The organism is Streptomyces sp. NPDC126499 (assembly GCF_040302485.1).
Lineage (GTDB): Bacteria > Actinomycetota > Actinomycetes > Streptomycetales > Streptomycetaceae > Streptomyces.
This window is the reverse complement of record NZ_JBEOUO010000003.1, coordinates 397,403-419,455: the sequence shown is the minus strand read 5'-3', so window position 1 is coordinate 419,455 and position 22,053 is coordinate 397,403. Positions and strand designations below refer to the sequence as shown.

At 73.2% G+C, this 22,053-nt stretch carries 18 protein-coding genes and 1 tRNA gene; 6 read left to right on the top strand and 13 right to left on the bottom strand.

Annotated elements, in window-relative coordinates:
• Positions 1-144: 144 nt before the first annotated feature.
• On the top strand, positions 145-1,011 hold the full coding sequence (locus ABTZ91_RS06595) for a fused MFS/spermidine synthase (RefSeq protein ID WP_352076014.1): 867 nt from the start codon (positions 145-147) through the stop codon (positions 1,009-1,011).
• Positions 1,012-1,061: 50 nt separating this feature from the next.
• Here ABTZ91_RS06595 and ABTZ91_RS06590 read toward each other — a convergent pair whose 3' ends face one another.
• Complete coding sequence (locus ABTZ91_RS06590; protein ID WP_352076013.1) at positions 1,062-1,646, bottom strand: hypothetical protein; 585 nt, start codon at positions 1,644-1,646, stop codon at positions 1,062-1,064.
• 34 nt (positions 1,647-1,680) lie between these two features.
• Between ABTZ91_RS06590 and ABTZ91_RS06585 the strand changes: the two genes are divergently transcribed.
• Complete coding sequence (locus tag ABTZ91_RS06585; RefSeq protein ID WP_352076012.1) at positions 1,681-2,391, top strand: response regulator transcription factor; 711 nt, start codon at positions 1,681-1,683, stop codon at positions 2,389-2,391.
• Positions 2,388-3,773, top strand: a complete 1,386-nt coding sequence (locus tag ABTZ91_RS06580) for a HAMP domain-containing sensor histidine kinase (RefSeq protein WP_352076011.1) — start codon at positions 2,388-2,390, stop codon at positions 3,771-3,773. The genes ABTZ91_RS06585 and ABTZ91_RS06580 overlap by 4 nt, the downstream gene beginning before the upstream one ends.
• Positions 3,774-4,164: 391 nt before the next feature.
• Here the strand turns inward: ABTZ91_RS06580 and ABTZ91_RS06575 are convergent, their stop codons facing one another.
• From ABTZ91_RS06575 to ABTZ91_RS06550, 6 genes are all read right to left on the bottom strand, one after another.
• Positions 4,165-4,992 carry an alpha/beta fold hydrolase gene (locus ABTZ91_RS06575; RefSeq protein WP_352076010.1) on the bottom strand — a complete coding sequence of 276 codons (828 nt, stop codon included), beginning with the start codon at positions 4,990-4,992 and terminating at the stop codon, positions 4,165-4,167.
• A gap of 116 nt (positions 4,993-5,108) precedes the next feature.
• Positions 5,109-6,755, bottom strand: coding sequence for a bifunctional aspartate transaminase/aspartate 4-decarboxylase (locus ABTZ91_RS06570; protein WP_352076009.1), 1,647 nt, complete (start codon positions 6,753-6,755; stop codon positions 5,109-5,111).
• A gap of 87 nt (positions 6,756-6,842) precedes the next feature.
• Positions 6,843-8,525: an aspartate-alanine antiporter gene (gene aspT, locus ABTZ91_RS06565; protein WP_352076008.1), complete on the bottom strand. Its 1,683-nt coding sequence runs from the start codon at positions 8,523-8,525 to the stop codon at positions 6,843-6,845.
• A 137-nt stretch (positions 8,526-8,662) separates the two neighbouring features.
• Positions 8,663-9,487: a carbohydrate ABC transporter permease gene (locus ABTZ91_RS06560; protein WP_352076007.1), complete on the bottom strand. Its 825-nt coding sequence runs from the start codon at positions 9,485-9,487 to the stop codon at positions 8,663-8,665.
• On the bottom strand, positions 9,487-10,524 hold the full coding sequence (locus ABTZ91_RS06555; protein ID WP_352076055.1) for a sugar ABC transporter permease: 1,038 nt from the start codon (positions 10,522-10,524) through the stop codon (positions 9,487-9,489). The genes ABTZ91_RS06560 and ABTZ91_RS06555 overlap by 1 nt, the downstream gene beginning before the upstream one ends.
• Positions 10,525-10,682: 158 nt before the next feature.
• Positions 10,683-11,993, bottom strand: coding sequence for an extracellular solute-binding protein (locus tag ABTZ91_RS06550; protein WP_352076006.1), 1,311 nt, complete (start codon positions 11,991-11,993; stop codon positions 10,683-10,685).
• Positions 11,994-12,196: 203 nt separating this feature from the next.
• Between ABTZ91_RS06550 and ABTZ91_RS06545 the strand changes: the two genes are divergently transcribed.
• Positions 12,197-14,893: a cellulose binding domain-containing protein gene (locus tag ABTZ91_RS06545; protein WP_352076005.1), complete on the top strand. Its 2,697-nt coding sequence runs from the start codon at positions 12,197-12,199 to the stop codon at positions 14,891-14,893.
• A gap of 68 nt (positions 14,894-14,961) precedes the next feature.
• Here the strand turns inward: ABTZ91_RS06545 and ABTZ91_RS06540 are convergent.
• From ABTZ91_RS06540 to ABTZ91_RS06525, 4 genes are all read right to left on the bottom strand, one after another.
• Positions 14,962-15,034 (bottom strand) — tRNA-His (locus ABTZ91_RS06540).
• Positions 15,035-15,151: 117 nt separating this feature from the next.
• On the bottom strand, positions 15,152-15,766 hold the full coding sequence (gene orn / locus ABTZ91_RS06535; RefSeq protein WP_352076004.1) for an oligoribonuclease: 615 nt from the start codon (positions 15,764-15,766) through the stop codon (positions 15,152-15,154).
• Positions 15,767-15,885: 119 nt separating this feature from the next.
• On the bottom strand, positions 15,886-17,064 hold the full coding sequence (locus ABTZ91_RS06530) for a helix-turn-helix domain-containing protein (RefSeq protein WP_352076003.1): 1,179 nt from the start codon (positions 17,062-17,064) through the stop codon (positions 15,886-15,888).
• A 307-nt stretch (positions 17,065-17,371) separates the two neighbouring features.
• Complete coding sequence (locus ABTZ91_RS06525) at positions 17,372-17,866, bottom strand: hypothetical protein (protein ID WP_352076002.1); 495 nt, start codon at positions 17,864-17,866, stop codon at positions 17,372-17,374.
• A 344-nt stretch (positions 17,867-18,210) separates the two neighbouring features.
• Here ABTZ91_RS06525 and ABTZ91_RS06520 point away from each other — a divergent pair, with 344 nt between their 5' ends.
• Together ABTZ91_RS06520 and ABTZ91_RS06515 are read left to right on the top strand one after the other, a co-directional pair.
• Positions 18,211-18,732, top strand: coding sequence for a universal stress protein (locus tag ABTZ91_RS06520; protein ID WP_352076054.1), 522 nt, complete (start codon positions 18,211-18,213; stop codon positions 18,730-18,732).
• A gap of 297 nt (positions 18,733-19,029) precedes the next feature.
• Positions 19,030-19,593 (top strand): GPR1/FUN34/YaaH family transporter, encoded by a 564-nt coding sequence (locus ABTZ91_RS06515; RefSeq protein ID WP_352076001.1) that lies wholly within the window; start codon positions 19,030-19,032, stop codon positions 19,591-19,593.
• A 253-nt stretch (positions 19,594-19,846) separates the two neighbouring features.
• Here the strand turns inward: ABTZ91_RS06515 and glmS are convergent, their stop codons facing one another.
• Positions 19,847-21,664 (bottom strand): glutamine--fructose-6-phosphate transaminase (isomerizing), encoded by a 1,818-nt coding sequence (gene glmS, locus ABTZ91_RS06510; protein ID WP_352076000.1) that lies wholly within the window; start codon positions 21,662-21,664, stop codon positions 19,847-19,849.
• Between the two features lie 44 nt (positions 21,665-21,708).
• Entirely contained in the window at positions 21,709-21,984 is a 276-nt protein-coding gene (locus tag ABTZ91_RS06505) for a hypothetical protein (protein ID WP_345488104.1), read from the bottom strand.
• Positions 21,985-22,053: the final 69 nt, after the last annotated feature.

Below are 22,053 nucleotides of genomic sequence, written 5' to 3'. Positions count from 1 at the left end.
GCCCGGCCCGTTTCCGTGTGCGGCTGTCTCCGTGTGCGGCTCGGCTCGGCTCCGTACGCGGCCTGGACCGGCTCCGTCTGCGGCTCCCGTACGGTCCCGGGGCTCGTCGGGCGGGTGATTTCCCCGTGCGCCGATAATGGGCTCGTGGCAAGGAACAAGCAGCGGGAGCGGGCGGCGGGAGCCGTCGCGGTCGTGGAGACCGTCGACGGGGGACTCGCCGAACTCATACCCGACCGGGAGCGCCCCCGCGGGTGGACGCTGCTCATCGACGGCGCGCCGCAGTCGCACGTCGACCTCGACGACCCGGCCCACCTCTCCTTCGAGTACCAGCGGCGCCTCGGCCACATCGCCGATCTCGCCGCCCCGCCGAACAAGCCGATCCAGGTCGTGCACCTCGGCGGCGGCGCCTTCACCCTCGCCCGGTACGTCGCGGCCACCCGCCCGCGCTCCACCCAGCAGATCGTCGAACTCGACGGCCCGCTGGTGCAGCTGGTCCGCCGGGAACTGCCGCTCGACTCCGCCGCCCGGATCCGGGTCCGCTCCACCGACGCCCGCGCCGGGCTCGGCAAGGTGCCGGACGGCTGGGCGGACCTGATCATCGCCGACGTCTTCAGCGGAGCCCGTACGCCCGCGCATCTGACCAGTACGGAGTTCCTGGCCGAGGTACGGAGGGTGCTGCGGCCCGGCGGCTTCTACGCGGCCAACCTCGCCGACGGCCCGCCGCTGGCCCATCTGCGCGGCCAGATCGCCACCGCCGCCACCGTCTTCCCCGAACTGGCGCTCGCCGCCGACCCGACCGTGCTGCGCGGGCGCCGCTTCGGCAACGCCGTCCTGCTGGCCTCGGACCGCGAGCTGCCGGTGGCCGAGCTGACCCGCCGGGTGGCGACCGACCCGCACCCGGGGCGGGTCGAGCACGGGCGGGCGCTCGCCGACTTCACGGGCGGCGCGACGCCGGTCACCGACGCGAGCGCCAAGCCCTCACCCGTACCGCCCGCGTCCGTCTTCCGCTGAGCCCCCGTCGCGCCCCTCGGCGGGCGGGTCAGCGCCCGGCCGGCGCTCGGTCAGCGCTCCTCGATCTCCACGCGGGGCGCCGTGTCGTGCCACACGCAGAAGACGGAGATCTCGCGGCCGTCCTTGGTGAAGGTCACCCGGATCCAGGTCGGCTGCTTCCACACCTGCATCTGCCAGCCCGCGCCGGGCGTGGCGGAGACCAGCTCGGCGGAGGAGGGCCCGAGGTCGAACACCACCCGGCCGCCGTCCGTGCCGTAGCTCTTCACGTTTCCGCTGCCGCTGCCGCTGGTGGTCCTGGAGCCGCTGCCGGGGGTGCTCGCCGGGGACTTCGGCCCGGTGGGCCGGGGGGAGGGGTTGGCGGACGGTGACGTCGCGGGGCGGGCGGTGTCCGCCGGCGCGGACGGGGTCGGGGCGGACGGGCGGGCGCTGTGGGGGGCGGAGGCCAGGGGGTCGGTGCCGGTGCCGCCGGAGTCCGCGGCGACGGTCGTGCCGGACGGGATGGGCAGGGCGCGCGGCGGGTCGTAGACCGTGCCGGCCAGCACCGTGTGCACGCCCCACCAGGAGAGCGTGACCGCCGCGCCCGTGGCGAGCGACCACGCCAGCGCGTGAACCAGTCCTCTTCGCATCCGGCTCATCCTGCCATCCCCCGAATGGCGTACGGTGCCGCCCATGGCAAGTGTGCTCGTGGTCGAGGACGACCAGTTCGTGCGCTCCGCCCTCATCCGGCACCTGACCGAGGCCTCCCACACCGTGAGGAGCGTCGGCACGGCCCTGGAGGCGCTGCGCGAGGTCGCCCATCACCGTTTCGACGTGGTCATCCTCGACCTCGGACTGCCCGATCTGGACGGGGCCGAGGCGCTGAAGATGCTGCGCGGGATCACCGACGTACCAGTGATCATCGCGACGGCCCGCGACGACGAGACGGAGATCGTCCGGCTGCTCAACGACGGCGCGGACGACTACCTGACCAAGCCGTTCTCGGTGGAGCACCTGTCCGCCCGGATGGCCGCCGTGCTGCGGCGGGCCCGGTCGGGCGCCGGTGAGGCACCGCCCTCCCGGGAGATCCGCGTCGGCGGCCTCGCCATCGACCCGCTGCGCCGGCAGGCGGTGCTCGACGGCACCGCCCTCGACCTGACCCGCCGCGAGTTCGACCTGCTGGCCTTCCTCGCCGGGCGGCCGGGCGTGGTCGTCTCGCGCAGGGAGCTGCTCGCCGAGGTGTGGCAGCAGTCGTACGGGGACGACCAGACCATCGACGTCCACCTGTCGTGGCTGCGCCGGAAGCTGGGCGAGACGGCCGCCCGGCCGCGCTATCTGCACACCCTGCGCGGGGTGGGCGTGAAGCTGGAGCCGCCCCGGGAGCACGTGGAGCCCCGGCTGTGAGATGGGCGCTCGTCAAGGTGTCGCTGGCCGTGACCGTCATGGTCGTGGTCGCGTTCGCCGTGCCGCTCGGCCTGGTCGTCAAGGAGATGGCCCGCGACCGGGCGTTCTCCAACGCCGAGCGGCGCGCCGCCGGTCTCGCGCCGGTCCTCGCCATCACCACCGACCGCGAACAGCTGGAGCGGGCCGTCGCCACCACCGACGACGGGGCGGAGGGCCGGCTCGCCGTCCACCTCCCGGCCTCCGGCGAACCGGGCGGCCGGGGCGAGGAGATCGGCACCGGCCGGGTCAGCGAGGAGGACCTGGCCACCACCCGGGCGCTCGGCCGGGCCACCATCGCCGAGGTGCCGGGCGGCTCCGCGCTGCTCCAGCCCACCGCCGTCAGCTCCGGGCGGGTCGCGGTCGTCGAACTCTTCGTCCCCGAGGGCGAGGTCACCAACGGCGTCGCCACCGCCTGGCTGGTCCTGGCCGCGGTCGGTGCCGCCCTGATCGTCGGCTCCGTGGCCGTCGCCGACCGGCTCGGCGTGCGGATGGTCCGGCCCGCCCAGCGGCTCGCCCGCGCCGCCCACGAGCTGGGCGAGGGCGAACTGGGCGCGCGGGTCCCGGAGGAGGGGCCGCCGGAGCTCAAGTCGGCCGCCGTCGCCTTCAACTCGATGGCCGACCAGGTCGTGCGGCTCCTCGCCAACGAGCGGGAACTGGCCGCCGACCTCTCCCACCGGCTGCGCACCCCGCTGACCGTGCTGCGGCTCAACGCGGCCTCCCTGGGCTCCGGCCCGGCGGCCGACCAGACCCGGGCCGCCGTCGAGCAGCTGGAGCGCGAGGTCGACACGATCATCCGCACCGCGCGGGAGGCGAAGCCGCAAACCGGGGCCACCGCGCCGGTCACCGGCTGCGACGCCGCCGAAGTGGTGCGCGAGCGGATGGGCTTCTGGTCGGCCCTCGCCGAGGACGAGGACCGCAAGGTCCGGGTCGCGGGCCTTGAGCGGCCGGTGCGTATCCCGGTCGCCCGGCCCGAACTCGTGGCCGCGCTCGACGCCCTGCTCGGCAACGTCTTCCGGCACACCCCGGTGGGCACCGCCTTCTCGGTCGACCTCCACAACGGTGACGACGCCGTGATCATCCTGGTCTCGGACGCGGGACCCGGCATCGCCGACCCCGCGGCCGCCCTCGCCCGCGGCGCTGGCAGCGGCCGGGACGGCTCCACCGGGCTCGGCCTCGACATCGTGCGGCGCATGGCCGAGTCCACCGGCGGCGACGTGCGGATCGGCCACTCGGTGCTCGGCGGCACCGAGGTCCGCATCTGGATCGGCCTCGACGGCCGCCGCACGACCGGCACCACCGGCCGCCGCACCCGCCGCGCGCCCACGCGCCGCCAGAAGACCTGACCGGCGGAGTCCGGCCGTCGCCGGACGAAGTCCTGACGGGCGGAGGTCAGCCGTCGCCGGAAGACCTGACCGGCGGAGGGAGGCCGCCGTTCCGGCCTCGCTCGCGGCCCGACCTTTAACCGGGTCCGATGGCTGCCTTAAGCGGAGCCTAAAAATCCTCAACCCCGGCCCCCTCATCGGCATTTGTCCGTTTCCCGCTCGCTAGCGTGCTGCCGCACCCCACCGGCCAGTACGTGATCACCTAGGAGACCTCCAGCGTCCGGTCGGGGGGCTGGACGCTGGAGCTCGACCTCCCCGGGCACCGCGATCAGCTCCCTCCGAACGCCCTGCCGGGCCCCAGTTCGCGCGCCCCTGCCGGAGCCACCCCACCCTCCGGCCGGGGCGCGCTCCGCTATCCCCGGACCTCCTCCAGGAACGCGGCCATCAGCTTCCCCCACACCTCCGGGTTCTCCGCGAACGGAGCGTGTCCCGTGGCCAGTTCCGTCAGGCGGGCGCCCGGTATCGCGGCGGCGACCCGGCGGTGGAGGGCGGGGGAGACCAGGCGGTCCTCGGTGGTGGAGAGGACGAGGGTCGGCACCGTCAGGCGGGGCAGGTCCGCGCGGACGTCCGCACGGGCCACCAGGTCGGCGTGTTCGGGTGTGCCGGGCGGGACCGACTCGGCGGTGAGGCGGACGGCGGCCTCGACGGCCTCCGGGGCCATCGGCTCCAGCGTGGCCGCGCCGAAGGCGAGCGGGACCAGCAGGCGGGCCACCAGCTCGGGCCGGTCGCCGTCCGCGAGGTCCCGCCACAACAGGGCGGTCTGGCGCAGGGCGTGGTCGGCCAGGGCGAAGGGGGCGGTCAGGACGAGCGCGCCGACCCGCTCGGGGTGCCGGGTCGCGGCCCGTACGGCGACGGCCGCCCCCAGCGAGTAGCCGGCGACGGCGAACCGGGCGAGGCCCGCCGCGTCGGCCGCGGCGACGAGGCCGTCGGCCAGCGCGTCCAGGCCGAGCGGTGCCGTCGCCCGGGGCGCGGCGCCGGTCCCGGGCAGGTCGAAGCCGACGACCCGGCGTCCGCCGGCGGCCAGGGCCTCGCGGACCGGCCCGAAGTTGGCCTCGATGCCGCCGCCCGCGCCATGCGCGAGCACCAGAGGCAGCGGCTCCCGGGCGGGCTGCCTCAGGGCGTGCGTGGTCGCGTCCGCGGTGTCGTGCGTGGCGGCGTGCGCGGTGTGGTGCGTGGTCATGGAGGGTCCCCCCGTCTCCCGCCCGCAGGGCCTTCCATTTCTGTAGCGGGCGTTACGAAATCAACGTACCCACCGTACCACTTTCCTTAACGTGCGCTACAGAAAAAATGGAGAGGCTAGCGGGCGGCCCGCCACTCCTCCGCGTAGCCGTCGAAGATCGCCCGCAGGTGGTGGCCGATCTTCAGGTAGTCCAGGTCGTCGAGGTTGGCGAGCGACACCCGCACCGACCACTGCGGTCCGTCGAAGCCGCCGCCGTTCAGCAGCACCACCCGCGTCTGCTCGGCCAGCCGGAACAGCGGGTCCACCGGCTCGTAGCTCTTCTCCAGGAAGTCCGCGAAGTCCTTGCCGTGCACCCGCTCCGCCTCCGCGAGCAGGTCCAGCTCGATGTAGTAGGCGGCCCGCTGCCCGTCCTCGGCGATCTTCATCTGGGCGCCTTCGAGAAGCAGGTCCAGCCTCTGGCGCACGATCCCCCGGATCCGCTCCTTGTACGCCTGGCCCTCCTCCAACATGTCGAAGAGGGAGAAGAGGGTCATCATGACCTGCTGCGGCAGCGAGAGCCCGGCCGTGTGGTTCAGCGCCACCTGCCGGGAGTCCGCGACCAGCCGGTCGATGAAACGGATCTTCTCCGGTTCGAGCGACAGCGTGCCGTACCGCTTGTCCAGCCGCTCCTTCTCCGCCGGCGGCAGCTCCGCGATCATCCGGTCGATCACGTTGTCGTCGTGGAGCCCGATCACGCCGAGCCGCCAGCCCGTCGCCCCGTAGTGCTTGGAGTAGGAGTAGACCAGCACCGTGTTCCGGGGCAGGTCCGCGGCGATCGAGCGGAAGCCGGGCACGAAGGTGCCGTAGACGTCGTCCGTCACGATCACCAGGTGGGGGTTGTCGGTCGCCACGATCTCCTTGATCTGGGTCGCGACCCGCTCGCTCAGCGCCAGCGAGGGCGGGTTGGACGGGTTGACCAGGCAGAGCAGCTTGATCGACGGGTCGGCCAGCTTGGCGACCTCCTCCGCCGGATAGCGCCACTCGCGCACGCCCGTCTCCGCGAAGAGCGAGGCCTCGATCGGGACGACCTCGAACTCGAACGTGTCGAGCTCGGGGATCTCGATGTACGGCGTGAACACCGGCACCATCAGGGCGATCCGGTCGCCCTTCCTCAGGATCCCGTTCTTCATCAGGGAGTCGAAGACGTAGCACATCGCCGCCGTGCCGCCCTCGGTCGCGAAGTACGACATCGTCCCGGCCGGCGGCCGCCCGTCGAACAGCTCGTCCTCCACGTAGCCGCGGACGATCCGCTCGGTGTGGGGCAGGATCCGGTCCGGCACCGGGTAGTTGTCGCCGATCGAGCTGTCGGTCAGCTCGTGCACGAAGGCGTCCTTGTCGAAACCGAAGCGCTCGACCGCGTACGCGACGCTCTTGCGCAGGAGTTCGATCCCCGGCAGGTCCGGGTGCTGCCGTACGAAGGTGTCGAACCGCGCGCCCGCGCCGGCCGCCTCGGGCATCCCGCCGAGGTCGTCGGCGGTCCACACGCGGCGCGACTCGGAGAGCGCGAAGTAGCCGAGCGCGAGGAAGGCCTCGCGCGGCCCGGTCGCCGTCCAGTTCGGGTTGCCGCGGCCCGCGTTGAGCATCTGGACCTGCGTCTTGCCCTTCTGGCCGGGCTCGTCGGCCTGCGCGGAGGTGGCGATCCGGATGAACGTGTCCTTCAGCTCGAAGGGGGAGAGCTGCGCGAAGGACTTGATCTCGTCACGGGTGAAGCTGGTCTTCGGCACGGCGGAACTCCTCGGAGATCGGGTGGACCGGAACGGACGACAAAGGGGGGAAGGTCCGCCGGTGCGCTGCGGCCCGGCGTCGACGGCTCATGCCCCGAGGATCCCGACGAGCAGCGGGCCGGTCAGGGGCAGCAGGAAGTTCGACAGGGCGTAGGTGATCGTGTAGCCGAGCATCGGCACCGAGCTCTGGGCGACCTGGGTGACGGAGGTGATGGCGGGCGTCGAGCACTGCTGGCCCGCGATGGCGCCGATCAGCAGCGGCGGCTCGATCCGCAGGAACCGGCGCCCGACGATCAGCGAGAGCGTGGCGGGCACGACGACCATGGCGATGCCCGCGACCGGCAGCAGCGCCCCGTACTCCTTGAGCAGCGGCCACGCCTGCGGGCCGGAGACGAGACCGGTGCAGGCGATGAAGACCGCGAGGCCCATGTCCTTCAGGGTGGTCGCGGCCTGGGGCGGGAAGGCGCCGAAGGTCTGGCTGCGGGAGCGGAACCAGCCGAAGAGCAGCCCGGAGATCAGACAGCCGCCGCCGGTGCCGAGCGACAGCGGCACGTCGCCGAACTTCACCACGAGCTGGCCGATCAGCGAGCCGACCGCGATGCCGGCGCCCAGGTAGATGAAGTCGGTGGCGTCGTTCTTCACCACCGAGCCGATCTTCGCCACCAGCCGGCCGAGGCCGGACCGGGCACCGACCAGGGTGAGCACGTCACCGCGCTGGACGACGGTGTCGGGGTTGGCGGGCAGCACCTGGTCGCCGCGGAGCACCTCGGTGACGTAGACGCCGCTGGTGGCGAACTCCGGGTGCTCCTTCTGGAGCCCGTCGAGGGACTTGCCGGAGACGGAGGTGTCGGTGAGGGAGACCTGGGTGGTGGCGAGCGGGGTGTCGAGGCCGGGCACCGCCGGGGTCTCGGGGCCGATGATCCGCCCCGCCTCGATGATGTTGGCCCGCCGGCCGACGGTGAGGACGAGGTCGGAGAGGGTGAGCTCGAAGTCCGGCGGCGGGGGAGTGAACACCTGGCTGCCCCGCTTGACCGCCTCGACGGTGATCCGGTTGCCGAGCGAGGACTCCAGGTCGTCGACCGTGCGGCCGTCGGCCTGGGTGACGAGGAAGGTCCGCCCGACCATGCCCGGCAGGGCCTCGCGCTCGTCGGCCTCCAGGCCGCCGCTGCCGCCGCGCATCCGCTCCCACAGCTCGCGCGAGGCGTCGCGGAGGTTGATCCGCAGGATCATCGGCATGAGCTGGCTGGTGTAGATCACGATGGTGACCAGGCCGAAGAGGTAGCAGACGGTGTACGCGGTCGCCACATGGCCCTGGTACGTGGTGATCTGCTCGGCCGTCAGGCCGTCCAGCTTGCCGATGGCCTCGGTGGCCGTGCCGACCACGGCGGACTCGGTGGCGGCGCCGGCGAGGAGCCCGGAGGCGGTGCCGACGTCGAGGTCGAAGGCCTTGGCGAGGCCGTACGCGATGCCGACCACGCAGACGAGCTCGATGCCGCAGAGCGCGAAGAAGCGCAGGCTCTTCCTGTTGAGGTTGGCGAAGAACTGGGGCCCGGCCATGTAGCCGAGGGCGAAGATGAAGATCGCGAAGAAGACCGTCTTCACGTCGCCGTCGACCTGGACCCTGGTCCAGGCGCCGAGCAGGAGCGAGACGATCAGCGTGCCGCAGATGCCGCCGAGGGTGATGGGGCCGACCCGCAGCTTGCCGACGAGATAACCGGCACCGAGGCAGAGGAAGACGGCGAGTTCCGGATGGTCCTTGATCACTCCCACCGGGCCTCACCGGGCCCGTGGGTGAAGGAAAGTGGCGATACGGGACATAAGCGGACGCTAACAGGGGTGTACGGGCCAGGCTGGCCGCCTCGGCCGTACGGGTGAGGCGGGTGAGGCGGCGCGGGTGACGGGCGGCCTCAGCCCTTCACCGCGCCCCGCATGATCCCGCCCACGATGTGCCGGCCGAGCACCGCGAACACCACCAGCAGCGGGACCGTCCCGAGCAGCGCCCCCGCCATCACCACCGACTGGTCCGGGATGTAGCCGCGCCCGAGCCCCGTCAGCGCCACCTGCACCGTCGGGCTGCCCGTCTGCGTCAGCACCAGCACCGGCCAGAAGAAGTCGTTCCAGGCCGCCACGAACGACAGCGTGCCCAGCACCGCCATCGCCGGCCGCGCCGCCGGGAACACCACGTGCCACACCACCCGCAGCGCCCCCGCCCCGTCCACCCGCGCCGCCTCCACCAGCTCGGCCGGCAGCGCCCGCAGCAGGTGCTGGCGCATGAAGAACACCCCGAACGCCGAGACCAGCCCCGGCAGGATCACCGCCTGCAACTCGTCGGTCCAGCGCAGCCGCGCCACCAGCAGGAACAGCGGCACCACCCCCAGCTGTGGCGGGATCAGCATCGTCCCCACCACCAGCGCGAGCAGCGCGCCCCGGAAGCGGAACCGCAGCCGGGCGAAGGCGAACCCGGCGAGCGTCGACACCAGGACCGTGCCCACCGCGACCGTCCCCGCGACCACCAGCGTGTTCGCGAGCGCCGCGCCCAGGTGGGCGTCGGTCCAGGCGATCTCCAGATTGCGGGGCAGATTCCGGCCGAAGCGCAGCGGGGGCGGGGTGTGCGCGAGCCGGGTCGTCGTCCGGGAGGCCGCGACCGCCGCCCACAGCAGCGGGAAGAGCGAGGCCGCGGCGAAGAGGAGCAGGAGGGCGTACGTGCCCCAGCCGGCCCGTACCGTACGCATCAGGCCGCCCTCCCGCGCCGCACGAGCCGCACCGCGGCGAACAGGACGAGCAGGATCAGCAGCATCACCCAGGCGATCGCCGAGGCCCGCCCCAGATGCAGGTTCACCCACCCCTGCTCGTACAGATAGAGCCCGAGCGTCTGGAACTGGTGGTCCGCGCCGCCCGAGGCTCCCGCCCCGGCTCCGAACAGCAGCGGCTCCCCGAACAGCTGGGTCGCCCCGATCGTCGACACGACCACGGTGAACAGGATCGTCGGCCGCAGCCCCGGCAGGGTCACGTGCAGGAACTGCCGCCACCGCGAGGCGCCGTCGAGCGCCGCCGCCTCGTAGAGCTCGCGCGGGACGGTCTGCATGGCGGCCAGGTAGATCAGCGCGTTGTAGCCCGTCCACCGCCACACGACGATCGCCGAGACGGCGGCCTTGGAGGCCCACGGCCCGTTCTGCCAGTCCACGGGCGCGAGCCCGACGCTCGTCAGCGTCCAGTTGACCAGGCCGTGGTCCCGCCCGAAGAGCAGCGCGAAGACGAGCGTCGCCGCGGCCACGGAGGTGGCGTACGGCGCGAGCGCCACCACCCGGAAGAACGCCCGCCCCCGCAGCCGCACGTCGAGCAGGTGCGCCACCGCGAGGGCGAGCAGCAGCTGCGGCACCGTCGACAGGACCCCGATCGCGAAGGTGTTGCCGAGCGCGTTCCAGAAGAACGGATCGTCGACCAGCCGCGCGTAGTTCCCGAGCCCCACCCACCGCGGGTGCTCCAGGTCGGTCAGCTCCACCCGGTGGAGGGAGGCCCAGCCGGTGTAGAGCAGCGGGAAGAGCCCGAAGGCCCCGAACAGCGCGAAGAAGGGGGCGACATGGGCGTACGGCACCCAGCGCGCCGGCCCCGTGCGACGGCGTCCCTTCGACGCGGCGGGCGCGGGCGCGGCCTCGGGATCGGGCTCGGGCTCGGGCGAACGCCCCGGCGCAGGAGCGGTCCCACGCGCGGGTGCGGTCCCACGCGCGGGTGCGGGTGCCGGTGCGGGCGGGCGGACGGGCGCGGCCACGCCGGTCAGGTCGCCGGGGCCGCCCGGCTTCGTCAGGTCGTCCGGGCTGCCCGGTCCCGTCAGGTCCTCCGGGCCACCCGTTCCCGGCAGGTCCTCGCCCCCGCCCGGTTCCGTCAGGTCCTCCGGGCCGCCCCGTTCGGTCAGATCCGTCACGGCCCTCACCGGTCCAGCGCGTTGTCGATCGACTTCAGGGCCGCCGCCCAGGCCTCCGCCGGGTCGCGGCCCGTCTGGTCGACCTGGAGCATGCCGACGTCGGAGAGGTGCTGGGCGACCAGGCCCTCCTTCGGGCCCACCGGGGCCTTCGGCACGCCACGCGCCGCCGCCGTGAAGATCGCGCCCACCGGCGCGTCGCCGAAGTACGGGTGACGGGCGGCGGCCACGGCCGGCAGGGCGTGGGCGGCGGAGGCGCTCGGGAAGCTGCCGCGCAGGGCGAAGACCCGGGCCTGCTGGGCGGGGGCGGTCAGCCAGGCGGCCAGGCGGGCGGCCTCCGTCCGGTGCCGGCCGGCCTTCGGGACGACCAGGAAGGAGCCGCCCCAGTTGCCCGGCCGGGGGGCCGCGGCCACGTCCCAGCGGCCCCGGCCCGCCGGTCCCGCCTTGTCCTGGATGTAGCCCAGCATCCACGCGGGGCACGCCACGGTCGCGAAGGCGCCGTTCGCGAAGCCCTGGTCCCAGCCGGGCGTGAACTGCTGGAGCCGCGCGGTCAGCCCGTCGCGGGCGAAGGAGGCGGCGATGTCCCAGGCCTCCCGCACGGCCGGGTTCGTGCCGACGACGAGGGTGCCCCGCTCGTCGTAGAAGCGCAGGCGGCCGCTGCTGACGACGGCGGCCAGCACCCCGGACGCCGAGTCGGTGAAGGCGGCGCGGTCCGGGGTCCGTTCGGCGAAGCGCCGGCCCACCGCGAGGAACCGCCGCCAGTCCCCGGCCCACAGCCGCCCCACCGCCTCCCGGCCGGTCGGCAGTCCGGCCCGCGCGAACAGGTCCTTGCGGTAGCAGACGGCCTGCGGCCCGATGTCGGTGCCGAGCGCGACGGTACGGCCGTCCCGTCCCGTGCCCTGCGCCCACTTCCACGGCAGGAACGCCCGCCGGTCCACCCCCGGCACCGCGCCCAGGTCCTCCAGGCGGTGCCCCTGGGTGGCGACGACCTCGGCGATGTTGCCGACCTCGACGGCCTGGACGTCGGCGAGACCGGAGCCGGTGACGAGGTGGGTGAGCAGCTGCGGGTAGTAGTTCTCGTTGCGTTCGATGGAGGTCTGACGGACGGCGATGTCCGGGCGCAGCCGCATGTACGTGTCGTACAGCCCGGCCTCCTTGAGGCCGAAGGAGCCGAAGACCCCGACGGTGAGGGTGACCGGCCGGTCGCCCCCGTCCGCGTTCCGCGCGTAGCGCGGGCCCGGAGGGTCGGTCGCGCAGCCCGCGGCGAGGAGCGCGCCCAGGAGGAGGGCGAGTGCGAGGGTGGGTGTGCGCCGCCACATGGGGCCCGACCGTAGCGGCGCGTGCCTGCGGCGGGCGGCGGGGCGCGTGGGTCACCCGGCCGGACCACCCGCGCGGGTGACGCGGGCCGGTCCGGGGTGACGCCGCCGGTGTCGAACGTCTTCGACGGTTCGCGAATCTTGACCGTGTCCCGACAGGCTGCTGATAGTGGGAGCGCTCCCAACAGCCTTCCGACGGGATACCCATGCGCAGAACACGACACCTGCTGGCCGGGCTCGCCCTGACCGCCGGGCTCCTCGCGGGCGCCGCGTCCCCCACGGCCGCCGCGAAAGCCGTGCCCCCGGCCGAGGCCGCCGCACAGGCCCTCACCCCGGCCCAGGCCGCCGCCCCGCCCGCCGCCGACACCGCCACCACCAGCACCGCCGCCTCGTACACCTGGAAGAACGTGCGGATCGACGGCGGCGGCTTCGTCCCCGGGATCGTCTTCAACCGCACCGAGAAGAACCTGATCTACGCCCGCACCGACATCGGCGGCGCCTACCGATGGGAGCAGGCCACCAAGACCTGGACCCCGCTGCTCGATCACGTCGACTGGGACCACTGGGGCCACACCGGAGTCATCGGCCTCGCCTCCGACCCCGTCGACCCCGACCGCGTGTACGCCGCCGTCGGCACCTACACCAACGACTGGGACCCCGGCAACGGCGCCGTCCTGCGCTCCGCCGACCGCGGCGCCACCTGGCAGCGCACCGACCTGCCCTTCAAGCTCGGCGGCAACATGCCGGGCCGCGGCATGGGCGAACGCCTCGCCGTGGACCCGCACGACAACCGCGTCCTCTACCTCGGCGCCCCCAGCGGCAGGGGCCTGTGGCGCTCCACCGACGCGGGCGTCACCTGGGCCCAGGTCACCGCCTTCCCCAACCCCGGCGACCACCAGGAGGACCCGACCGACACCAGCGGCTACCGCTCCGACCGGCAGGGCATCGTCTGGGTCACCTTCGACGAGTCCACCGGCACCGCCGGCCGCCCGACGCGCACGATCTACGTCGGCGTCACCGACAAGGCCAACGCCGTCTACCGCTCCACCGACGCGGGCGCCACCTGGACCCGGCTGCCCGGCCAGCCCACCGGCCACCTCGCCCACAAGGGCGTCCTCGACACCCGCGGCGGCCACCTCTACCTCGCGTACAGCGACACCTCCGGCCCGTACGACGGCGGCAAGGGCCGGGTCTTCCGCTACACCACCGCCACCGGCGAGTGGAAGGACATCAGCCCGGTCGCCGAGGCCGACACCTTCTTCGGCTTCAGCGGCCTGACCGTCGACCGGCAGCGCCCCGGCACGGTCATGGTCTCCGCCTACAGCGCCTGGTGGCCCGACACCCAGTTCTTCCGCTCCACCGACAGCGGCGCCACCTGGACGAAGGCCTGGGACTACACCGCGTACCCGGACCGCGCCGACCGCTACACCATGGACGTCTCCTCCGTCCCCTGGCTGACCTGGGGCGCAAGCCCCGCGCCGCCCGAGCGGACCCCCAAGCTCGGCTGGATGACCGAGGCGCTGGAGATCGACCCCTTCGACTCGAACCGCATGATGTACGGCACCGGCGCCACGGTCTACGGCACCGAGGAGCTCGGCCGGTGGGACACCGGCGGCACCTTCACCATCAGGCCGATGGTCAGGGGCCTGGAGGAGACCGCCGTCCTCGACCTCGCCTCGCCGGCCGCCGGCGCCCCGCTGATCAGCGCCCTCGGGGACATCGGCGGCTTCCGCCACACCGACCTCTCCGCCGTGCCCGCGATGATGTTCACCGGCCCCAACTTCACCAGCACCACCTCCCTCGACCACGCGGAGACCGCTCCGGACCGGGTCGTGCGGGCCGGGCACCTCGACGGCGGCCCCCGGGTCGCCTTCTCCTCCGACAACGGCGCCCACTGGACGCCCGGCCAGGAACCCTCCGGTGTCACCGGCGGCGGCACCGTCGCCGCCTCCGCCGACGGCACCCGGGCCGTGTGGAGCCCGGACGGCGCCGCCGTCCACACCGCCGCCTGGGGCGGCTCCTCCTGGACGCCCGCCACCGGGATCCCGGCCGGCGCGACGGTCGAGTCCGACCGGGTGGACCCGGCCGTCTTCTACGGCTTCAAGGCCGGCACCTTCTACGCCTCCACGGACGGTGGCCGGAGCTTCACCGCCCGCGCCACGGGCCTGCCGGCCAAGGGCAACGTCCGCTTCAAGGCCGTCCCCGGCCGCACCGGGGACGTCTGGCTCGCCGGCGGCGCCGCCGACGCCACGTACGGCCTGTGGCACTCCACCGACGGCGGCGCGAGCTTCACCCGCGTGGCCGGTGTCGAACAGGCCGACACCATCGGCTTCGGCAAGGCCGCGCCCGGCGCCGCCTACCCCGCGCTCTACACCAGCGCCAAGATCGGCGGGGTGCGCGGCATCTTCCGCTCCACCGACGCCGGCGCGAGCTGGGTGCGGATCAACGACGACGCCCATCAGTGGGGCTGGACCGGCGCCGCGATCACCGGTGACCCGCGCGTCTTCGGCCGCGTCTACATCGGCACCAACGGCCGCGGGATCGTCTACGGCGACACCGGCGAGCCCGGCGGCGGGGGCGGCGGCACACCACCGCCCGCGCCCGCGGGCTGCACCGCCACGTACACCGTGCAGAGCCAGTGGAGCGGCGGCTTCACCGGCCAGGTCACCGTCCGCAACACCGGTACGGCCCCGCTGAGCGGCTGGAAGGTCACCTGGGACTACCCGGCCGGCCAGCGGATCGGCCAGGCGTGGAACGCGGGCGTCACCCAGAGCGGCACCGCCGTGACGGCGGTGAACCTCTCGTACAACGGCACCGTCCCGGCCGGCGGCACCACGAGCTTCGGCTTCAACGCCTCGTGGACCGGCACCAACCCGCCCCCGGCCGCACTCACCTGCTCCTGAGACGGGCCCGCGGGCATACGGAAACGACCGAGGCCCCGGTTCTCCCGAACCGGGGCCTCGGCCCTCAGGGTGAGTAACGGGACTCGAACCCGCGACATCCTGGACCACAACCAGGTGCTCTACCAGCTGAGCTATACCCACCACGACCGGCGGTTTTCCCGAAGGTTTCCCCGACCGGCCGAGAAGAAGTCTACAGGGTCCCGGAGGGTGCTCGCGCACACGTTTTCCCCGGAGGGGCGACGGGCGCGAGCGGGCCCCCTACGCGGGGTGGGTCAACCCGGGGATGACGTGACGGGCCGCGATCTGCTTCGCGGTGTCCGAGTCCGGGCCGGGCTGCGGGACGAAGATCGCCTCGCGGTAGTAGCGCAGCTCCGCGATGGACTCGCGGATGTCGGCGAGCGCCCGGTGGTTGCCGTTCTTCTCCGGACTGTTGAAGTACGCCCTCGGGTACCAGCGGCGGGCCAGCTCCTTGACCGAGGAGACATCGACGATCCGGTAGTGGAGGTGGCTCTCCAGGGCCGGCATGTCACGGGCGAGGAAGCCGCGGTCGGTGGAGACCGAGTTCCCGCACAGCGGAGCCTTCCCGGGCTCCTTGACGTGCTCGCGGATGTACGCGAGCACCTGGGCCTCGGCGTCGGCGAGGGTGGTGCCCTCGGCGAGCGCGTCGAGCAGTCCGGAGGCCGTGTGCATCTGGCGCACGATCTCCGGCATGGTCTCCAGGGCCGCGTCCGGCGGGCGGATCACGATGTCCACCCCTTCGCCGAGCACGTTCAGTTCCGAGTCGGTGACCAGCGCGGCCACCTCGATGAGTGCGTCGTCCGTCAGCGAGAGCCCGGTCATCTCGCAGTCGATCCACACCATGCGATCGTTCATGCGTCCTACCTTATGGCCGAAGGAAGGCCGCGGGCCCCTCTGGGAGGTGTCCCAGAGGGGCCCGCGGTTTCTCGGTGCGCGGCTTGTGGCTCGCGCGGTACGGGTGCCCGTGCGCCGGGCTACGGGGCGCTGCGCTGTCCCGGCAGCGCCGGGCGGCCGGAGGCGAAGACGTCCGAGGACGGCTTGCCGTGGTCCAGCGGATACGGCTGACGGCGGGCGCCCGCCGGGACCTGGGCCTGGGCCGGGACGACCGAGTCGAGGACCGCCGTGCCGCCCTCGCCCTGCGGACGCCTGGCCCGGTACGCCGCCCGGTAGGCGGCCGGCGAGGAGCCCAGCTGCCGCCGGAAGTGCCCGCGCAGCGCCACCGGGGACCGGAAGCCGCAGCGGCCGGCGACCTCGTCGACCGAGTAGTCGGAGGTCTCCAGGAGCCGCTGTGCCTGGAGCACCCGCTGGGTGATCAGCCACTGCAGCGGGGCGGAGCCCGTCAGCGAGCGGAAGCGGCGGTCGAAGGTCCGCCGTGACATGTACGCGCGCGCCGCCAGGGTCTCCACGTCGAACTGCTCGTGGAGGTGCTCCAGCGCCCAGGCGACGACCTCGGCCAGCGGGTCGGCGCCGATCTCCTCGGGTAAAGACCTGTCGAGGTAGCGCTCCTGACCGCCGGAGCGCCGCGGCGGGACGACCAGGCGGCGCGCCAGGGCGCCCGCGGCCTCCGTGCCGTGGTCGGTCCGCACGATGTGCAGGCACAGGTCGATCCCGGCCGCGGTGCCGGCCGAGGTCAGCACGTCGCCGTCGTCGACGAAGAGCTCCCGCGGGTCCACGTGGACCGACGGATAGCGCTTGGCGAGCGTCGGCGCGTACATCCAGTGCGTGGTCGCCGGGCGCCCGTCGAGCAGCCCGGCCGCGGCGAGGACGAACGCGCCGGTGCACAGACCGACGATGCGCGCGCCCTCCTCGTGTGCCCTGCGGAGCGCTTCGAGCGCCTCCGGGGGCGGCGGCGAGGTGATCGAGCGCCAGGCGGGCACGACGACGGTGCCGGCCCGGCTGATGGCCTCGAGGCCGTACGGTGCGGAGAGTTCGAGCCCGCCGGTGGTGCGCAGGGGGCCGTCCTCGCCGGCGCAGACGAGCAGCCGGTAGCGGGGCACGCCCGCGTCCTGCCGGTCGATGCCGAAAACGGAGAGCGGGATGGAGCTCTCGAAGATGGGGCCACCGCTGAACAGCAGTACCGCGACGACTTCGCGACGGCGGCGCCCGGACAGCTTCCGTGCCGCCTCCGGTGCGGCGGAGTGGTCCTGGCTCATGACGCTAAGCCCCCCTCGGTGTTGGCGTCTCCCTGGTCGTGTCGCTGTGCCACGTTTCCCCTCGGTTTTGCACGAGACCCCAGTCTTCGGTACCCATGATCGAATCTACTGCGTCGCGCGGCACCGGCGTGACACGTTCTCGCCCCGGCACATTGTCGACATGGCAACTTGGCGCGAAGCATTCGATCGCCGAGAGTGGTCCGGAACGGCCATGCCTGGCCGTACGCGGGGTGAGCGGGCTTCGGTCAAGGGCGCGCCGAGCGATGGAACTTGGCCGAAAACATACGGGATCGGCTGTGCGACCCTGTCAACTCCGCGAGTGGTTCCCGGCCGGGCGGGGGCGTCCACGGCCACCGTGCGACCCCGCGCGGGGCCCGGCGTGCGCCTCGGCGCGCAGCCCGCGCTCGGACCGGCGCAGCAGCACCCGGCAGACGGCCGTCACGGCGGCGAGCCCGAGGGCCGCGCCGGCCGCGCCGCCGACGGACGTCCCGTAGACGAGGAGGACGACCGGGACCAGGACGCAGGCGAAGACCGCCCAGCGCACGACGTCGCTCACCGCGTCCGCCCCCGGCCCGCCCGCCGCGCCGCCCGGCGCCCCTCGCCCGCCCGGTTCCGTCGGCTCCGGTGCCCGACGGCGCCCGCGCGGCCCCGCGGTCCGGCCCGCCGGGTCGGTGCGGGGCGGCACGAAGACGGCGGTGACGGTCTCGGCGGAGGCGAGGGCCGCGGCGCGGGCGGCGGCGGAGGCGGTGTCGGGGTGCGTGGGGGTCTCGGTGTCGGTGCCGGTGGGCGACGGTGCGGGCACGGGCGAACTCCCTGCGACGGTGGCGTGACCTGTGGGAACGAGGAGCGGAACGTTCCGGTCACTGCGCGGGGCGTCCGTTCGGGCCCCGTACGGACACCTGTAGGGCACATCCGGCATTGCGCTACGGCGCGGGGCTCGTGCATGCTCCCTGGAACGCCGTACGGACCCTGCTGCGGCGCCACCGAGGGCCGGCACAGCGGCCCTGGGCACGAGAGGAGTGTCGCCGTACCCTTGGGGGTATGGGCTTGGGAAGATGATTCCCGGACACAGCTCCGCCGCCAACCGTTGTTCCGCTCCCCGTCCTTTCCGTCCCTCCCATGAGGACCCTCTTCGCCGAGACACCGATGGCCGGTCACGAATTCCCCGAACCCGCGGACCGCAAGCGCGTCGCCGACTCCACGGTCGACCCCCTCGCGGTGGAACAGCCACGTCACGCCTGCGACCCGGCCTTCCGGCACGGAGTGGTCGTCGGCTTCGACGGCTCCACGTCCAGTGAACGCGCCCTCGCGTACGCCATCGGCATGGCCCGCCGCTCCGGCTCCGGCCTGATCATCGTGCACGTCGCCAACCGGCTGCCCACCACCGTGTGGGCCGGCTGCGAGCCGCCGGTCTTCGTCGACGTGCCGGACCACCGCACCGAGGTCCTCGGCCTGGAGCTGGCCTGCGCCGAGCACCTCTCCGAGGTCCCCTGGATCCTCGTCGAGCGCGGTGGCGACATCTGCCACGAGCTGGAGGAGGTCGGCCGGGAGTACGCGGCCGACGCGATCGTGGTCGGCTCCACGCACGGCATCGTCGGCCGGATCTTCGGCTCGGTGGCCGGACGCCTCGCGCGGCGCGCCCAGCGTCCGGTCGTCGTCATCCCGTAGCGCGCCGTCGTCCCGGAGCGCGTTGTCGTTCCGTAGCGCGCCGTCGTCCCGTAGAGCGCCGTCGTCCCGTAGGGCATCGCCGTCCCGGGCGTCGTCGTCCGTAGGGCGGACCCTCGCCGCCGCTCCGAGGCGCGACCCGGCCGCACCGCCCGTCCCTCGGGTCTTCTTTCTCAACTCCCTTGATACGGCCATAATTTCGGCCTTCCTCAGGTGAATTGTGCGCTTGTGAAGGGTACATAAAGTCCACCGGAACAAAGCAGCCCAAGCGGCACAACCGCACACTGAAGGGAGCCCGCCGTGGACAACGACGTCGCCGCGGGAAACGCCACCGCCACGCTCGGACGCCTCGCACTCGGACTGACCCTGCTCGCCTTCGGCCTCGGCTCCACCGGCGTGATCGACCACGTCGGCGCGGCGGACGCGGCCGGGCTCGCGACCTGGGTCGGCGGTGTGACCCTCTTCCTCGTCGGCCTGCTCGCCCTGCGCGCGGGCAACACCGCCGAGGGCACCGCCTCTTCGGCGCTCGGCGCCTTCTGGTTCACCTGGGGCACGGGCGTCGGCGACGGCGGCTCGGCCGAGGCCGCCGGACTGTTCCTGATGCTGTGGGCGCTGCTCGCGCTCACCCTGACCGTGGCCGCGAAGGGCAGCGGGCTCTTCGGCCAGGGCGTCCACGGGCTGCTGTTCGTCGCCCTGCTGCTCATGGGCACAGGCGCCCTCGCCGAGCACGCGGGCCTCGGCAAGGCGGGCGGCTGGGTCGCCGCGGTGGCCGGCCTCGCGGCCTGGTACGGCGCGACGGCGGCGGTGGCCGGCTGGCCGACCTCCCTGGCCCGCCGCAGCCGCGGCGCGGCGACGGCTGGGTGACCCCGAGGGCGAGTGAGCCGAAGGGGCGCGCCGGGGGAACAGTGACGAGCGCGCGCAGCCTCCCGAGGAACGAGGGAGGCGAGCACGCACGGCGCTGTGAGTCCGGCTCAAGCGCCCCGGAGGCGAACCGAGCCCAAAAAAAGAGGGCGGTCCCTGTGCTCCTGGGAAGCACAGGGACCGCCTTCGTGTCCGGTCGACCGCCGGGGGACAGGCCCGGCGGGCGGGGCTCCGGGGGACAGGCCCGGGGCCGCCGCTACTCGACCGTGACGGACTTGGCCAGGTTGCGCGGCTTGTCGATGTCGCGGCCCATGGCGAGCGCCGTGTGGTACGCGAGGAGCTGGAGCGGGATGCCCATGAGGATCGGGTCGAGCTCGTCCTCGTTCTTCGGCACGACGATGGTGTGGTCGGCCTTCTCCTGCGGCTGGTGGGCGACCGCGAGGATGCGGCCGCTGCGGGCCTTGATCTCCTCCAGGGCGGCGCGGTTCTTCTCCAGCAGGTCGTCGTCGGGGACGATGGCGACGGTCGGCAGGGCCGGCTCGATCAGGGCGAGCGGGCCGTGCTTCAGCTCGGAGGCAGGGTAGGCCTCGGCGTGGATGTAGGAGATCTCCTTCAGCTTGAGGGAGGCCTCCAGGGCGACCGGGTAGCCCCGGACGCGGCCGATGAACATCATCGACTGGGCGCCCGCGTACTCCTGGGCGAGCTTCTTGATCTCGTCCTCGGTCTTGAGGATCTCCTCGATCTGGCCGGGCAGCTTGCGCAGGCCCTCGATGATCCGCTTGCCGTCGGTGACGGACAGGTCGCGGATGCGGCCGAGGTGCAGGGCGAGCAGCGCGAAGGCGACCACCGTGTTGGTGAAGCACTTGGTGGAGACGACGCAGACCTCGGGTCCGGCGTGCACGTAGACGCCGCCGTCGGCCTCGCGGGCGATGGCCGAGCCGACCACGTTGACGACGCCGAGGACCCGGGCGCCCTTGCGCTTGAGCTCCTGGACGGCGGCGAGCACGTCGTAGGTCTCACCGGACTGGGAGACGGCGATGTAGAGGGTGTCGGGGTCCACGACCGGGTTGCGGTAGCGGAACTCGGAGGCCGGCTCGGCGTCCGCGGGGATGCGGGCCATGCCCTCGATGAGGGAGGCGCCGATGAGACCGGCGTGGTACGAGGTGCCGCAGCCGAGGATCTTGATCCGGCGGATGGAGCGGGCCTCGCGGGCGTCCAGGTTGAGGCCGCCGAGGTGCACGGTGGAGAAGCGGTCGTCGATCCGGCCGCGCAGCACGCGGTCGACCGCGTCGGGCTGCTCGGAGATCTCCTTGTGCATGTACGTGTCGTGGCCGCCCATGTCGTACGAGGCGGCCTCCCACTCCACGGTCTCCGGGGTGGCGTTGGTGGACGCGCCGGTCGTGGTGTAGGTGCGGAAGTCGTCGGCCTTGAGGGTGGCCATCTCGCCGTCGTCGAGGGTGACGACCTGGCGGGTGTGGGTGACGAGGGCGGCGACGTCGGAGGCGACGAACATCTCCTTCTCGCCGATGCCGAGGACGACCGGGGAGCCGTTGCGGGCCACCACGATGCGGTCGTTGAAGTCGGCGTGCATGACGGCGATGCCGTAGGTGCCCTCGATGTGCTTGAGCGCCTCGCGGACCTTCTCCTCCAGGGAGTCGGCCTGGGAGCGGGCGATGAGGTGGGTGATGACCTCGGTGTCGGTCTCGGAGGCGAAGACGACGCCCTCGGCCTCCAGCTTGGCGCGCAGCTCGGCCGCGTTGTCGACGATGCCGTTGTGGACGACGGCGACCTTGTTCTCGGGGTCGAGGTGCGGGTGGGCGTTGACGTCGCTCGGGGCGCCGTGGGTGGCCCAGCGGGTGTGCGCGATGCCGGTGGTGCCGGCGAAGCGCTTGGGGACCCGGGCCTCCAGGTCACGGACCCGGCCCTTCGCCTTCACCATCTTCAGGCCGGCGGCCTTGGGGCTGGTGACGACGATGCCGGCGGAGTCGTAACCCCGGTACTCCAGGCGCTGCAGGCCCTCGAGGAGCAGGGGAGCGACGTCACGCTTGCCGATGTAACCGACGATTCCGCACATAAAGGTGTAAACCCTCCAGGTAGTCAGGTGTGCCCGGCCGGTGCTCAGCCGTAGACGATCCGGCGCAGCTGCCGGAGGGAGAGCTCCGGTGGCGCCACGGCGCGGTGCGGCAGTTCGGCCGCGATCCGCTCGAAGATCTCGGCGTTCACCGAGCCGCCGGACTGGAGTTCGCGGTGGCGGCGCCGGACGAACTCCTCGGTCGACTCGTCGAAGTACGCCAGCACGTCGAGCACCACCCGGGCGGCCTCACCGCGCTGGAGCGCGGTGCTGCGGACCAGATGGTCGATGAGGTCGTCGTGCGACGGTCGGCGTTCGAGCACCCGTGAATACTGAGGGGTATCGCGGGCCCATTGCAAGAATCCTGCCCGATATCGGGCAGCAGCGGTCTT